At 47.0% G+C, this 14,813-nt stretch carries 15 protein-coding genes; 7 read left to right on the top strand and 8 right to left on the bottom strand.

What is annotated here, in order from left to right; translation table 11 throughout:
- Position 1: 1 nt before the first annotated feature.
- Both HHL16_RS09190 and HHL16_RS09185 read right to left on the bottom strand, forming a co-directional pair.
- The gene (locus tag HHL16_RS09190) at positions 2-718 is read right to left on the bottom strand and encodes a DUF4197 domain-containing protein (protein ID WP_206022307.1); all 717 of its coding nucleotides are present in this window, start codon (positions 716-718) and stop codon (positions 2-4) included.
- Positions 719-782: 64 nt separating this feature from the next.
- The gene (locus tag HHL16_RS09185; RefSeq protein ID WP_169424823.1) at positions 783-1,217 is read right to left on the bottom strand and encodes a thioesterase family protein; all 435 of its coding nucleotides are present in this window, start codon (positions 1,215-1,217) and stop codon (positions 783-785) included.
- Between the two features lie 57 nt (positions 1,218-1,274).
- Between HHL16_RS09185 and HHL16_RS09180 the strand changes: the two genes are divergently transcribed.
- The 3 genes from HHL16_RS09180 (at position 1,275) to HHL16_RS25210 (ending at position 3,460) form a co-directional block, all read left to right on the top strand.
- Positions 1,275-1,604 carry a hypothetical protein gene (locus tag HHL16_RS09180; RefSeq protein WP_169424822.1) on the top strand — a complete coding sequence of 110 codons (330 nt, stop codon included), beginning with the start codon at positions 1,275-1,277 and terminating at the stop codon, positions 1,602-1,604.
- A 230-nt stretch (positions 1,605-1,834) separates the two neighbouring features.
- Positions 1,835-2,698, top strand: coding sequence for a hypothetical protein (locus HHL16_RS09175; protein ID WP_169424821.1), 864 nt, complete (start codon positions 1,835-1,837; stop codon positions 2,696-2,698).
- Positions 2,699-2,737: 39 nt separating this feature from the next.
- The gene (locus HHL16_RS25210) at positions 2,738-3,460 is read left to right on the top strand and encodes an FKBP-type peptidyl-prolyl cis-trans isomerase (RefSeq protein ID WP_169424820.1); all 723 of its coding nucleotides are present in this window, start codon (positions 2,738-2,740) and stop codon (positions 3,458-3,460) included.
- A 115-nt stretch (positions 3,461-3,575) separates the two neighbouring features.
- On the opposite strand, the gene HHL16_RS09165 is transcribed toward HHL16_RS25210, so the two are convergent.
- From HHL16_RS09165 to HHL16_RS09155, 3 genes are all read right to left on the bottom strand, one after another.
- Positions 3,576-5,390 (bottom strand): DUF4139 domain-containing protein, encoded by a 1,815-nt coding sequence (locus HHL16_RS09165; protein WP_169424819.1) that lies wholly within the window; start codon positions 5,388-5,390, stop codon positions 3,576-3,578.
- Between the two features lie 87 nt (positions 5,391-5,477).
- Positions 5,478-7,130 carry an alpha-glucan family phosphorylase gene (gene glgP / locus HHL16_RS09160; RefSeq protein WP_169424818.1) on the bottom strand — a complete coding sequence of 551 codons (1,653 nt, stop codon included), beginning with the start codon at positions 7,128-7,130 and terminating at the stop codon, positions 5,478-5,480.
- Positions 7,131-7,227: 97 nt separating this feature from the next.
- Entirely contained in the window at positions 7,228-8,193 is a 966-nt protein-coding gene (locus HHL16_RS09155; protein ID WP_169424817.1) for a hypothetical protein, read from the bottom strand.
- Positions 8,194-8,331: 138 nt separating this feature from the next.
- Here HHL16_RS09155 and HHL16_RS09150 point away from each other — a divergent pair, with 138 nt between their 5' ends.
- Together HHL16_RS09150 and HHL16_RS09145 are read left to right on the top strand one after the other, a co-directional pair.
- Entirely contained in the window at positions 8,332-8,997 is a 666-nt protein-coding gene (locus HHL16_RS09150; RefSeq protein ID WP_169424816.1) for a metal-dependent transcriptional regulator, read from the top strand.
- Complete coding sequence (locus HHL16_RS09145) at positions 8,987-10,894, top strand: Nramp family divalent metal transporter (protein ID WP_240965937.1); 1,908 nt, start codon at positions 8,987-8,989, stop codon at positions 10,892-10,894. The genes HHL16_RS09150 and HHL16_RS09145 overlap by 11 nt, the downstream gene beginning before the upstream one ends.
- A gap of 6 nt (positions 10,895-10,900) precedes the next feature.
- Here the strand turns inward: HHL16_RS09145 and HHL16_RS09140 are convergent, their stop codons facing one another.
- Entirely contained in the window at positions 10,901-11,503 is a 603-nt protein-coding gene (locus HHL16_RS09140; protein ID WP_169424815.1) for a cyclic nucleotide-binding domain-containing protein, read from the bottom strand.
- A 10-nt stretch (positions 11,504-11,513) separates the two neighbouring features.
- Positions 11,514-12,152, bottom strand: a complete 639-nt coding sequence (locus tag HHL16_RS09135) for a Crp/Fnr family transcriptional regulator (protein ID WP_169424814.1) — start codon at positions 12,150-12,152, stop codon at positions 11,514-11,516.
- A gap of 196 nt (positions 12,153-12,348) precedes the next feature.
- Here HHL16_RS09135 and HHL16_RS09130 point away from each other — a divergent pair, with 196 nt between their 5' ends.
- Together HHL16_RS09130 and HHL16_RS09125 are read left to right on the top strand one after the other, a co-directional pair.
- On the top strand, positions 12,349-13,584 hold the full coding sequence (locus HHL16_RS09130) for an isocitrate dehydrogenase (NADP(+)) (RefSeq protein ID WP_169424813.1): 1,236 nt from the start codon (positions 12,349-12,351) through the stop codon (positions 13,582-13,584).
- Between the two features lie 72 nt (positions 13,585-13,656).
- Positions 13,657-13,929, top strand: a complete 273-nt coding sequence (locus HHL16_RS09125; RefSeq protein WP_169424812.1) for an acylphosphatase — start codon at positions 13,657-13,659, stop codon at positions 13,927-13,929.
- Positions 13,930-13,937: 8 nt separating this feature from the next.
- Here the strand turns inward: HHL16_RS09125 and HHL16_RS09120 are convergent, their stop codons facing one another.
- A complete protein-coding gene (locus tag HHL16_RS09120; RefSeq protein WP_169424811.1) occupies positions 13,938-14,807 on the bottom strand; it encodes a helix-turn-helix domain-containing protein in 870 nt (289 codons plus the stop codon).
- Positions 14,808-14,813: the final 6 nt, after the last annotated feature.

Genomic DNA, 14,813 nt, shown 5'->3' with positions numbered 1-14,813 from the left:
CTTATCCAAATACTTTTTTCAATGTTTCAGTTACGCGGGCGGCAGGGTCTTTGCGGATCTTCTGCTCTTCCTGCGCTACCTGAATAAAGAGACCACCCAATGCACGTTCCGTAACATATCCGGAAAGATCGGTGTTCACTTTTTTGAAAGTGGTTGGGAGTTTATTGTAGGTTTCGAATACTGTTTTCCAGTATTTGGTGGCTTCTGTTTTCTGCAATGCGCTCTCGATCACCGGAGAGAAAGCAGAAGTGAGTGCAGGCAATGTTTTGCCTCTGAGATAGCCGGTGGCAGCGGTATCGCTTCCTTTGAGAATGCCCAACGCATCCTGAAAACTCATGCCTTTGATGGCATCCACAAAAATAGGAGCGGCTGATTTGGCTGCTTCTTCTGCTGCGCGGTTCATGCTGAGAATAGCATCATCTACGAGTTTTCCCATACCCAGACCGCGAAGCGTGGTCTCTACTTTTTTAGCCTCAGGGGGCATCAGTACTTTGATGGCTGCATTGGCAAAGAATCCATCCACGGCAGACAATTTGGATGCGCCGTTCTGAGCGCCGAGTGAGAGCGCTTCTTTAAGTCCGGATACGATGTCGTCATTGCTCAGTCCGGTTCCGCTTTTGGATTTATTCAGCAGGTCACCTGCTTTTTTCAGCAATCCGCCCTGTGCGAAAGAAACGGCAGAAGCCAACAGTAAAACAGGTAGAAGTATACGTTTCATAGCGATATCATTTGGTGTAAAGAAACGATGAGTGCTCACAAAAAGTTGTTAAGACCACACATATTTATATCCACTTGAACTCCGGTGTCTTAACCATATTGTTGAACACTTCCAATACTTTCTCAGGAGGGGCTGTGAGCTTGCGTTTGGCCACATCCATCCAGGCGCCTTCCACAGTGAGTATGGCGGCAACGGTATCGCCATTTTTGAGAATGTTATGGCGGATGCTCCAGCGGCTCTGGTCTTCACGGGCTGCGAGCAATTCCAGATCGATAGTGATGGTATCTCCCAGTCTGATCTCTTTCCGGAATACACATTCTTCGCGGAACAAAATGGGACCGATCTGATTAGCAGCCATGAAGGCAGCCGTAAGCCCATGCTCTTCCAGAAAACTTATTCTGGCATATGCACCATAATCGTAATACACAGAATGGCGCAGATGAAAATTAGGATCGAGGTCTGACCAACGAACCTCCAATGGTTTCAGAAATGCACTCATGACCGTATTTTTTTATTCAACAAATATGGGTATTTTTCCTGAAGCAAGAATTAACATATGCGCCGTTTGATTGCACTCCTATGCTTCGTCTGCTTCTTTGCCATCCAGTATGGCAGAATCATGAGCTATTGGGAATGCCGGCTGATGGCCAATTCCACGGCAGCACGCTGCGACTGCGAAAAGCTGATAGCCAAACAGGCAGATGCGAAGGGCAATTTCAGCGTATCCGTTCAACAGAAGATTGTTTCGGAAGATGTGTATGAGCATTCATACCATTTGCTGCCGGAGCTCAGTGCAGCAGGTTCCGTTTTGGAACAAACTCAATTATTGTCTGCTCCCCTGCCGGAAGGAAATGATTCCGGTATCCTCAGGCCTCCCCGTTGCTGATTTCATACAAAATTGCTGCGCTGCCCTTTGCAGCTGAACAAAACCTGCTTGTTGATGCAGGCGGAATATTGCTTCCTGCCCGGCTTCACATATGGCAGCGGATGATTATTGCAGAATCAGCCACAATGCACCTGCGATAATTTGTTTGGCTGCAAACAAATGCATGTTAAGCGCGGCTATGCCCGTGTAATCAATCATCATTTTATTTATTTATTCTTCAAACCTTTTGTATGAAATCATTCATCATCATAATTATTTTTGCCATCCTCCTCATTTCCTGTTCCAGCCCTAAGTCAGCACAGACGGGAATTCCAGTGAATCATATTCTCACAGACACTTCCGGCGATATTGAACTTGCAGGCATCGCAACCGAAAGCAGACTGAAAGAAACGCCTTTCGGACAATGGTACAATACTAACTATGAGGCATATTCGCCGGATGCCAGTCTAATCGTTCAACTCAGCTCATTGCTCAAAGGGAAGAATATTCAAATCTTTATGGGAACCTGGTGTGGAGACAGCAGAAGAGAAGTGCCGCGCATGTTCAAAGTATTGCATCAATGCGGCGTTAAGCCATCATCGATACAGCTGATCTGCACCGGAAGAACCGACAGCACCTACAAACAAAGTCCTACGCATGAAGAGCGCGGGAAGGATATTTTTCGTGTACCCACCCTTATTGTGTATGAACATGGAAAAGAAACGGGCCGCATTGTTGAATCGCCAGTACACAGCATCGAAGCCGATCTGCTGGCTATCTGCCGCAATGAGCAGTATGTTCCGCAGTATCGGGCAGCAGGATACTTACTGAAATGGTATGTAAATCCGAAATGGCAGCAGCGAACCGGCGATACTACGGAGCTGCTTTCGATACTGAAACCGCTTTGTAAAAATGCGGGAGAGCTGCTGTCGCTCGGACGCATTCAACTGGGAGCCGGAGAAGTGCAGAAGGCGGTTTTCACACATCGGCTCAACAGCATGCTCTACCCGGATCTGCCTGCAGTGTGGAATCAGCTGGGCATCTCATTGCAGCGTGTGGATGCAGCTGCGGCGCAGGCCATATTTCAAAAAGCGGCCAATATTCCGAAGCAGTGAGTTTTCCCCTATATTTGGCCCATTAAAATTATTTTTTGAATGAAAAGATCGATCCTGCTTTCAGCCATCTGCTTCGCAGCCCTCGGCGCTATAGCTCAAACCAAGAAACCGGTGGCCGGAAAGCCAGCAGCTAAACCTGCATCCAAACCTGTGCAAGCCAGCCTGAAGAATGCTGTGGACAGCTTCAGTTATGCACTCGGCGTTAGCCTCGCCAGCTTCTACAAAGACAGAGGCATTACCGATATCAACAACCAGGCATTATCCAAAGCACTGGCAGATCATAAAGCCGGTAAGACTTTGCTGAACGAAGGTCAGGTGCAGTCCATCATCATGAACCGCATCAACGCCATCAAAAAAGAAAGCGCAGGACCTAACAAGAAAGCAGGAGACGCCTTCCTCGCAGCAAACAAAAAGAGAAAAGGTGTGATCACCACTGCAAGCGGACTCCAATATGAAATCATCGACGAAGGAACCGGAGAAAAACCAACAGTGAACGATGAAGTAAAAGTTCACTACACCGGTACACTCATCGATGGTAAAGTATTCGACAGTTCCGTTCAGCGCGGACAACCAATCGTATTTGGTGTAACCAATGTTATCCCCGGCTGGACAGAAGCCCTGCTTCTCATGCCAATGGGCAGCAAATGGAAACTCTACCTCCCTTCTGAACTCGCTTATGGCGATCAGGGTGCAGGTGCAGACATCAAACCAGGATCAGCACTGATCTTTGAAGTAACACTGCTCGATGTGATCAAGAAGTAATTGCATCCATCAAAATATAAAAGGGAGTTTCCTCAGATGAGCGAAACTCCCTTTTTCTTTTCAGCAAAAAAGCCGCTCCGAAAACGGAACGGCTTAAAGTATAACCCTGTTCTGACTAAAGAGGTAATTGTTTGTCCTTCGGATATTTCACACTGTAGCTCAGCCGTAGCTTTCTCGATTCTCCCGGTTTCAGTTGCAGGTTCCAGGTAAGGAAGGCTGCTTCTTTATCTACAGATGCGTTGCTGGCTTCGAGCAACTCCACTTCGATTTCTTTATCGGTAGGAATCGGATACAGATCTTTCAATTGCAGCTGCACTTCTTCTTTCTTATTGTTCTTCACGGTGATCTCGTAAGTGAGAATTTGTTTCTTATTGTTGCCGAGGAATTTCACGCTGCTGAAATCTTTCAGTTTTTCGCGGGTCACCACTACGCGCCTATCCTTGCCCAGCGTGAGATTCAGCGTGTCTTTAGTTGTACCGGGATCGATGAAAGTTTTACCAACATAGGTACCTTCAAAAATGATATTCGCTTCGCCGGGCAGCAGCTGGAGATTGCCCCAGTCGGCAATGCATCCGAGCAGGTAAGCATCTTTGTCGCGCACAGGCGCCGAGAAATATTTGTAGGATGCTTCCGCAACACGATCTTTCAATCCCACCACCTGTTCTTTGCCATTGGTGGGTACATCGTAAGGCAGCTCTATTTCGTAGGTAACGTTGAGTTCGTTATCGCTTACCGCAACATAATCTTCGAGACCTTTCTTCAATGTAACTACAATTGCACCACCGGCAGCACGTGTTCCGTACAAACTCATAGCAGATTTATCTTTGAGTATGCTCACGGATTTGATGGCTTTCGGATTGATCTTTTTGTAATCATCAGTTTCCATAACATTGCCATCCACCACATAGATCGGTTCAACTGCCTCATCTGAAGCTATGGAAGAGTTACCTCTGATTCTGGTTACAACTACTTCCTGCAAGGGTGCTGCAGCAACTGCCACACCAGCAACCTTTCCCTGAAGGGCATATTGCAATGAATTTTGTCTTGCCTGTGCAATGGCAGGAAAAGCCAGCAACCAGCTTTGGAGCTCAGGTGCTGTAGCATTGAGGTTCGGCATGGAAGTGGCGAGCGTGAGTTTCACATTCTTCCAGTCGATGCCGGAAGTCTGTGTGAGCTTCGCTTTGAAGCCGATGTTCACTGGTTTGTTGATATTGTCTACACGCAGGTCGTAGGTGGGGTTCCAGCTGGCGAGTGGTGTGATGTATGATATGGTAAGGTTCACTGCACCTGCCGCCGGAGAAAAAGCACGGATGGATAATTGTCCGGTTGTTTTTACATTCTTCTGCTCAGCTTCGCTGATCTGCTCACCGAGTTTGCGAATCAGTTTAAGCAGTTTATCTTCTTTCTCCTGCAACTGCAGCAATTCTTTCTGAAGCTCCAGCGATTTGCTACGGTAATAATCCATCATTTTCATCAGCTCCTGTACATTCACACCATTCTGTGCACCTGCGATGGTTTTGTTGGAAGCGAGTACAGATTGCAATTCCTTATTGGTTTTGATATTGCTTTGAACGAGGGAGAAATCTTTGTTTACAGCTATGAGAGAATCATCGAGTTTTTTCAGTTCGGGAGAACGATTCTCTTCGACAAGATAATTGGTTCCGAATTCAATGGCCATAATAGTGAGCGCAGCATCGGAAGCCACGCGTACACTGTTTAACTCTATCCTGTTACTGATACCATCTATTATAAATTCATTGTTACCCTGCGACAGTGTTACTTTGGCTGTGTGATACAACTCAGCACCAGAGCGGTATACGATAGCAGACTTCAGGCTGGAAGACACTATATTTCCGCCGGGGCCGGGCTTCGCCAACAGAGCGGATAACGATGAAAAACAAAAAACTGCGACAAGTATTAGCTGCTTCATACAAAGAGATTTTGGTGAATACAGCTAACCGGATGCGCAGTTCTTTGCGATTACACAAACAAATTTGTGTAAGGGAAAATATTTTGATTATTTGTACAACTCCTGATAATATTCATTGGCCATTCTGCCAGATTCGAAGCGGAAGCGAACATCGCGCATTCCGTTCTTCACTACATTTCTCCAGGTGTCGTATTGATTGTAATAAAGTGGAAGAATTTCCTGTTCGAGAATATCGTAGATTTTGTTGAGATCATACTCATCCTGCTCCTGCGTGTTCATGTGCGCATAATCGCCCTTGGGAACAACGAAGCCATTGTTACCGTGATCCACAAATTCGGGGATCCAGCCATCGTCGGTGGAGAAGTTGGCAGCGCCGTTCATAGCGGCAGTCATACCACTGGTGCCGGATGCTTCGCGCGGTACGCGTGGATTGTTGAGCCAGCAGTCTGCTGCCTGCTTCAGTCTTTTGCTGAGCGTGAGTTCATATCCGGTGAGCACTGCAATGTTCTTGTAATTCTTGCTGAGATTAACCAGACCATTGAATTCATTGATCGCCGGATAGTCCATCGGATAAGGCTTTCCGGCCCAGATGATCTGAACAGGATATTGCTTGTTGCTGAGCAGTCGCTCGAATCTTTCCTTATTTCGTGTAAGGAAGTCGGCGCGTTTGTATCCTGCAAATCTTCTGGCCCATACGATGGTAAACACATCGGGATTGAAGATCTTGCCGGTCTGATCGGCTACTATTTCGAATGATCTTTGCTTGAGGTAACGTTTACGATCATCCCAGGCTGCATCGTTGCCGTCTTCCGTTGCTTTGTAGAGCTGCTTGTCGGCCCAGTAGCGCCAGTTCTGTGCATTGGTGATGGAAATGATGGGACAAACGCCGGGATACTTTCCCCACATCAGCCTGCTCACCACTCCATGCAGCTGCGATACGCCATTCGCCAGATGTGCAAAGCGAAGCGCCACCAGCGAATGATTGAACTGATCGTCTTCGATACCAGTGAGCTTGCGCACTTCATCGAGCCCCAGTCCACAGAAATAACTCATTTTGTGGCAGAGATAGATATCGTGTTTTTCGTTGCCGGCTTCTTCGGGAGTGTGCGTAGTGAACACCAGTCGCTTTTTCACTTCCTCCACGCTGCCGAATTTTTTATAGAGGTAGAATACCGAAGAAACGCCGTGCGCTTCGTTCAGGTGGTATCTGTCCGGGTTGAAGTTCAGCTCATCCACCAACTTTGCGCCACCAACACCCAGCAGAATAAACTGCGCCACTTTCGTAGCTACGTTGGCGTCATAGAGGCGGTGTGTGATGGTTTGGCTCACGTAATCGTTCTCAGGAAGATCGGTGCTGAGCAGGAATAAAGGAGCTGATTTGAATGTTTCGGGATTCAGGTACCAAACCTTCACCCAAACCGGTGCATCGTGAATGGTGATCTGAAATTTGATGCCGGTATCTTCGAGAAAGCTGGCGTGTTTTTCCATCCAGGTAACCTGCAGGGTATCGTCCTGATTGCGGGCCTGATCGTAATAACCATATTTCCAGAGAATGCCGATTCCAATCATATTCTGACGCAGTTCATAAGCGCTTCTCAGGTGCGAACCACTCAGAAATCCGAGGCCGCCGGAATAGATCTTCAATGGCTGATGCACGGCAAACTCCATGGAGAAGTAGGCTACGCTTGTTTTATAACTTTCGTTGATGGGGTACGGAACCGTATAGTTGGTAAAGCTCATAATGATCAGAAAATTAGCGATTTAACAATGTGTATTAAATACACAAACAAGTGCAATATACTTCCTTTTCCAAAAAAACGAAAGCCGGATGCTCCGGTTACTTTTTCTTAGGCGCGGTTTCAGCGGGTTTTGCCGCTTTTTTCCTGGTAAAACTTCCTTCGAAAAAGCATTTCACTTCGCGGTATGATCCGCATCCGCCTGTTTCTTTCATGGTTACAGTATTCCTATCGAAAGTGAATTGCAGTTCGCAGGGGTTGCCGCCTTCGTTATACACGGCCAGATTGGGTTTCACCAGTTTGGCTACACCTTTCAGTTCGCCTTTGCAGGTTCCGTCGTTCTTCTCGAAGTGTACAAAGAAACTGAGTTCATTGGGACGCTTGCTGTCGCGGAACGAAATAAAATTCTTTTTGTTCAGCACATAATCGCCCGCGAGTTTGTGCTTGATGCTGAATGTGTCGATGGGATTGATCACATTCTCGATGATCTCTTCATTCGGCTCCGTCATTATGAGCGTGAACTCATTGGAAGTATTGTTGTAGAAGTAAACATTGCGCTTGAAGCTGAAATCATTGCCCTGCTTGCGTTCGCGGTAAGTAGTGATCTGGAACTTCTTATCGAGTATGCCATAGGCGCTGGTAGAATTATCGAATCCTGTACGCACAATGGGCATTGCACGGAGGTATTTATTGTCGTTGCTGAAACAAATGAGGTAACAAACACGTTTGTTGCCGGCTACGGCTTTCATGAAAAGATATTTCTCTTTATCCTTTTCCTGGGCTCTGGCAAGTGAATACAGATGCAGATTGGTAAGGCTGCTGAATTCTTTGCTGAGGATGCTGTCGGGAATGAATTGTTTGAAAATTTTCAATCCTACCTGTGAAGAATCGGTGGATTTTTTGAGCAATGTAGTGTCGTCCATCCTGAAAGGAAGTGGCGCTTCGGGAAAGAATTCGATAAAGTCCCCGATCTCTACCTTGTCGTCGTCTTTCATGGATGTCTTTTTGTTCTTGCATGCTCCCGCAAGCAGCAGCAATACAGGCAAAAAGAAGAGAATTTTTTTCATGTACCGGTTTTGTGGTTGATCCGTTAAAAGTAGCGATTCAGCCGCACTCCGGGAAAAGTTATTTGATTGTTACGAATTATGTTTTAGATTTGTCTAAATTTATTTTTAGAGAACATCCGACGGAAACAACGAATGATTATGCAGAAATATTCGAGCAGTAAAGAGAATTATCTGAAGGCCATCTTCCATCTTCAGAAAAGTGACGGAGTAGTTACCACCAACGATGTTGCCAATGAATTGCAGACCCGGCCTGCATCTGTAACCGATATGCTCAAAAAGCTGAAGGCTCAGAAGCTGCTGATCTACGAACGCTATAAAGGTTTCAAATTAAGTCAGGAAGGCCGTAAAGTGGCTTTGCAGATCATCCGCAAACATCGCCTGTGGGAATATTTTCTGGTGGAGAAACTGGAATTCGGATGGGACGAAGTACATGAGATCGCAGAAGAACTCGAACATATCAGCAGCAAGAAGCTGATCGACAAACTCGATGAATTTCTCGGCTTCCCTAAAACCGATCCGCATGGCGATCCCATCCCCGACAGTCAGGGTAAATTCACCCTGGTGAAGCAGGTAGACCTGCTGCATCTGCCCGTGGGCAAAAGCGGCGACGTGAGCGGCATTGGAGACCAGAGCCCCGAAATGCTCGAACTGCTCAAACATAAGCAGATCAGCCTGGGCACCCGCATTGAAGTAAAAAAGGTTTTCGCATTCGACAATTCACTCGAAATAAAGGTCAGAAATCAGAACGTGGTAACTGTAAGTGAGCATGTTGCCAAAAACGTATTTGTGAAATATGATGAATAAACTCCAGTCAGACAAGTCTCTCGGCGAAGTGCATGCTTCCGTGGATGTGTCGAAACATACCAACCGTTGGAAAAAAGTGCTTGCTTTCTTCGGTCCCGCTTACCTGGTAAGTGTAGGCTATATGGATCCCGGCAACTGGGCCACCGATCTCGCGGGAGGAAGCAAATTCGGTTATGCACTGCTGTGGGTGCTGCTCATGAGCAATATCATGGCGCTGCTGCTGCAAAGTCTCTCAGCCCGGCTCGGCATTGTTCGTGGACGGGATCTGGCACAGGCCAACCGCGAAACCTACCCCAAAGGCGTAAACTTTGTTCTTTACATACTCGCAGAAATCGCTATCGCAGCCACCGACCTTGCAGAAGTGCTGGGTATGGCCATCGGTATCCACCTGTTAACCGGCCTGCCTTTGATCTGGGGCGTAGGCATCACGGTGTTCGATACATTTCTGCTGCTGATGCTGCAACGGTTAGGCATCCGGAAAATGGAAGCTTTCATCATCGGACTAGTAGCAGTAGTAGGCATATCATTTCTTGTACAGATCATTCTTGCAAAGCCTGTGGCAGGCGAAGTAGTGAAAGGCTTCATTCCCACCTTCCCCAATAACGAAGCACTGTACATCGCCATCGGCATCATCGGCGCCACAGTAATGCCGCACAATCTCTATCTCCACTCCGCGCTGGTTCAAACGCGCAAGATCAATAAGACCACACCGGGCATCAAACAGGCACTCAAATGGAGTTTCGTGGATGCAGCCATCGCACTCAACGTTGCCTTTCTGGTGAATGCCGCCATTCTCGTACTCGCCGCTGCCGTGTTCTTCAAAAACGGATTGGGCGTTGCAGAGATCGGCGAAGCGCACCGGCTGCTCGAAGGTATGCTCGGCTCGAAACTCGCTCCGGTACTGTTTGCTGTGGCATTGATCGCAGCAGGACAAAGCTCCACCATCACCGGAACTTTAGCCGGACAGATTGTAATGGAAGGTTATCTCCGCCTCCGCATCAATCCATGGATGCGCAGACTGCTCACGCGTTTGCTCGCCATCATTCCCGCCATTATCGTAATCGGAATATTCGGAGAGCAGGAAGTGGACAGCCTGCTTATTTTCAGTCAGGTTGTATTGAGCATGCAGCTCGGCTTTGCAGTAATTCCGCTGATACATTTCGTGAGCGATAAAAAAACGATGGGCCAGTTTGCCATCAAACCCATTGTACAGGTAGCAGCATGGCTGATAGCATCGGTGCTGGTATATCTCAACATCAAGATGGTGCTGGCAGAGGCAGGCAATGTTTTTACAGCCGATGGCAGCATCGTATGGAAAATGGTGATCATTGCAGGGGGGCTCTTTTTTCTCGGTCTGCTTGCCTACATCACTTTTTATCCGATCATGGCAAGAAGAAAACCGGCCAGCTCCATCGAAATGCATCCGGAGATCACACCATTGCATCTGCCCGATACGCCTGCCTACAAAAAGATTGCCGTAGCCATGGAGTTTGGCGAGCACGACAATCAGCTGGTGGCGCATGCCATCGGGCAGGGAAAAACAGATACAGCCTACATTCTCATACATATCGTTGAAAGCGCCTCTGCACGCATGCTTGGGCTGGAGAGCGACGATTTTGAAACACGCAACGATGAAGAGCGCATGCAGTTCTACGTGCAGCAATTGCAGGAGAAAGGCTTCAATGCCAGTGGCCATCTTGGCTTCCGCAACAGAAGCAAAGAGATCGTTCGCATAGTGAAAGAACAGGAAGCAGACATGCTGGTGATTGGTGCGCATAGGCATACAGGCATCAAAGACTGGCTGTATGGCGAAACCATCAATTCCGTTCGTCACGAACTGAACATTCCTGTGCTGGTAGTGAATGTTGGTCCACGTTCAGATCACGATAAAAAATGAGGCGAACTATCGCTTGATGAGTAAATGCTTCAGCCTGCTGAAAGTAGCAGGATTGATATTGAGGTAGGATGCCAGAATATTCTGTGGTACGCGCATCAGCATCTGCGGATGCCGCTCCACATACTCGACAAACCGCTGTCTGGGTGTTTTCATTCTTACATTGTACATCCGGCGTTCTTTCGATGCAGCCAGTTTTGTAACCAGCAGTCTGCCGATGGTTTCGGCCCACGGATACTGCTGCAGGATGGTCTCCAGTTTATTGTGATCTACGCGCACCAGTATCGAAGGCTCCACCGCCTGCAGCCATACTTCTGATGGCGTACGCGTATTGAAGCTGATCTCAGAATGCACCAAATGCCCTTCTGTAGCCAGTTGCAGTGTCACTTCCTTTTTACTGAGCACAATGTATTTGCGTACCATCCCCTTCATTACAATATTGAGATAGTTATCTATTTCACCTTCGTGGAGTATGATGCTCTTCTTTTCAAACATACTGATCTCCAGGAAGGGAACCACCTGCAGCAATTCTTCCTTTCTCAACTGCGTATAACGATGCAGGTAAGAAAACAATGGATCAAAATAATTCCGCACTTCAATAATCCTGGCCATAACTTTCAATCTATTTTCCTTGTATTGCTTTCACTTTTCTGTCGAGCTGTGATTTCAGCCGGCTGAAGGTTTCGGGTTTAATATCGAGGAAGCTGGCCTGTATCTTGTACGGCACTCTGGTGTACAGATCAGGATTGTTGCGAATGAACATCAGAAAGCGTTCACGGATATTGTACCGGAGCAGGGTAAGTTCCCAGTTCTCCATCTGAAGTATCTGTTCCGATAACACCAGTCTGGCAAATCTGTTCACTCGACTGGAGTAAGGAAGCAGTTGTTCCAGCTTCACCCGAGGAATGGCCATGGTGATGGTGGGTTCCAGTGTTTCGATCATGGTTTCGGAGGGGGCTCCTGAAAAATAGGAGACGAAAGAACTTATCATATCTCCTTCTTTGGCGATATAAATGGTTACTTCATCATTGCCATCGTAGAAGTATTGCCTTGCGAGGCCTTTTACCATAAAATGAAGAAATTGTTCATTTTCACCGGTGCGCGCCATAGTGATTCTTCGCCTGTAAGTTCTTTGCACCATTATGTGCGCCAGCGACGATACATCGCTTGCCGTGAGATGCAACGGCCTGCCTGTATACTGCTGCAGCCGCTCGATATATGCCAGAAGGATCGCTGCTTTTTGTTCCGTGTTTTCGGCCATAGTGCGCTTTTAGATCAAGTACCCGTTTTAATAGAAACACAAAAACAGCACAGAGGTACTATCCTTTCACAAAAAAACGTGTATTTCAGCCTTACAACTCAGCCAATACAGATAATTTTTTTGCATATGGGAACTGTTGCTGAATTAGCTCAATTGCTGTAGATTCGCAAACTTAACTGAGCTTAAAATCATAGACATGGCTAAAAAAATCAAAGTAGTTAATCCGGTTGTAGAATTGGATGGTGATGAAATGACCCGGATCATCTGGAAATTCATCAAAGAAAAACTCATTCTCCCCTATATCGAAGTTGATATCAAGTATTATGACCTCGGTATCGAGTACAGAGATCAGACGAACGACCAGGTGACCATCGACGCAGCAAATGCCATCCGTGAATACGGCGTTGGTATCAAATGCGCTACCATCACCCCTGATGAAGCCCGCGTAAAAGAATTCAACCTGAAACAAATGTGGAAGAGCCCCAACGGCACTATCCGCAATATCCTCGACGGTACTGTATTCCGCGAGCCGATCGTAATTAAGAATATTCCACGACTGGTGAGTAACTGGACTGCTCCCATCATCGTTGGCCGCCACGCATTTGGTGACCAATACCGTGCTACCGATACAGTGATCAAAGGAAAAGGAAAGCTCACCATGACCTTCACTCCTGAAGATGGTGGCGAACCTCAGACCTTCGAAGTGTACAACTTCAAAGGAGATGGCGTTGCACTCAGCATGTACAACACCGACGAGAGCATCATTGGTTTTGCGCGCAGCTGCTTCAATATGGCGCTCAGCAAAAAATGGCCGCTCTATCTCAGCACCAAGAATACCATCCTCAAAAAATATGATGGCCGCTTCAAAGACATCTTTGAAGATATCTATCAATCTGAGTTCAAACAGAAGTTCCAGGATGCAGGTATCGTATACGAACACCGCCTCATCGACGATATGGTGGCTTCTGCCCTCAAATGGAATGGCAACTTCGTATGGGCCTGCAAAAACTATGATGGCGACGTTCAGAGCGACAGCGTAGCACAAGGCTTCGGATCACTCGGACTGATGACTTCCGTACTGGTTACTCCCGATGGAAAAACCATGGAAGCAGAAGCTGCTCACGGAACCGTTACACGTCACTTCCGCGATCATCAGGCAGGTAAGCCAACCAGCACCAACCCCATCGCATCTATCTTTGCATGGACACGTGGTCTGGCATTCCGCGGCAAACTGGATAACAACCAGGAGCTGATCAACTTCGCAAACGCTCTCGAAGCAGTTTGTATCGAAGTGGTGGAAGAAGGCAAAATGACCAAAGATCTCGCAGTGTGCATTCATGGCAACAAAGTGAGCCATGGCGATCACTACCTCTACACTGAAGAGTTCCTCGATGCCATCGACGCAAAACTGAAACAGAAGATGGGATTGTAATACATCTCCTCTCAATGATAAAAGGCCATAACAGCATCGTTATGGCCTTCTTTTTTTATTTACCTTTCATGTATGACACAGACTTACTCCATCACCGTTAAAGGCAAAGTGCAGGGAGTTTATTACAGGCAGAGCACCAAAGAAAAAGCGCTCCAGCTGGGCATTACAGGCTATGTGAAGAATCAGCCGGATGGCTCTGTGAAGATACTCGCTTCAGGCACAACAGAACAGCTGCTTCAACTGGTGATGTGGTGCAAGCAAGGCCCTGCACGTGCAGAAGTTGCTTCGGTGGATGTGGAGACCGTAGCACCACATGCCTTCTTCGGATTCAGCATCGAACGGTAACACAGGTATCACTCACCCTTCGCAAAACCAACCGTGGTTCTGTATGTTTGCGGAGATACCGATGCATTGTTCTTGAAAAAACGGCTGAAGTAAAACTCATCGGAGAATCCCAGCTCATACGCAATCGCTTTCACTGGTTTCGACGTCAGATACAATTCGCGTTTCGCTTCTATGATGATCCTTTCACTGATCAGATTACTCAATGTTCTGTTGAAATGCTGTTTGGTGATCTTATTCAGCGCCTTCGGCGTAATGTTCAGCAAACTTGCATATTCAGCCGCTCCGTGTTTACTCCTGTAGTGCTCTTCAATGGCATCTTTCAGCGTTTTCAGAATGAATGGCTCTTTCTCTGTTGTTACCGTCACTTCCGGAAGCAGACTCAATTTGAATCTCGAAGCCTGAATCAGAAAGATCTTGAGGTAAGACAGCAGCAACTCCATACGCGCGGGCCCCTCATGCTGCACTTCTGTTTTCAGATGATCGATTATTGCCAGTAAAGCACTTCGTTGCTCCGTGTTCAGTTCAACGATCGGTGAACCATATGCATTATTGAACAATACTCCATTACATCCTACCTCATCCTGATGCTTGTGTATGCAGAAAAAATCAGGATGAAAACAAACCAGATAGCCCTCAAAGTCACTCTCCGCCCTTATCACAAAAGGCTGATAAACCGAAAAACACATCAACTGACCAGCTTCAAACGAGTACTCCGAATAATCCACATTCAACCTGCCCTTCCCCTTGGACACCAGTACCATGCAATAGTAATTACGCAATTGCTGTTCTCTGAAAACATGATCATCTTCAAACGCAAACAGGTTCAGGGCCAGGTTCTTCGACTGCGGATCGATCAATGAAAAGGAAGTTTGTGTCATACAGTA

The organism is Pseudoflavitalea sp. G-6-1-2 (genome assembly GCF_012927185.1).
GTDB lineage: Bacteria > Bacteroidota > Bacteroidia > Chitinophagales > Chitinophagaceae > Pseudobacter.
This window is presented reverse-complemented; position numbering and strand designations above follow the sequence as displayed.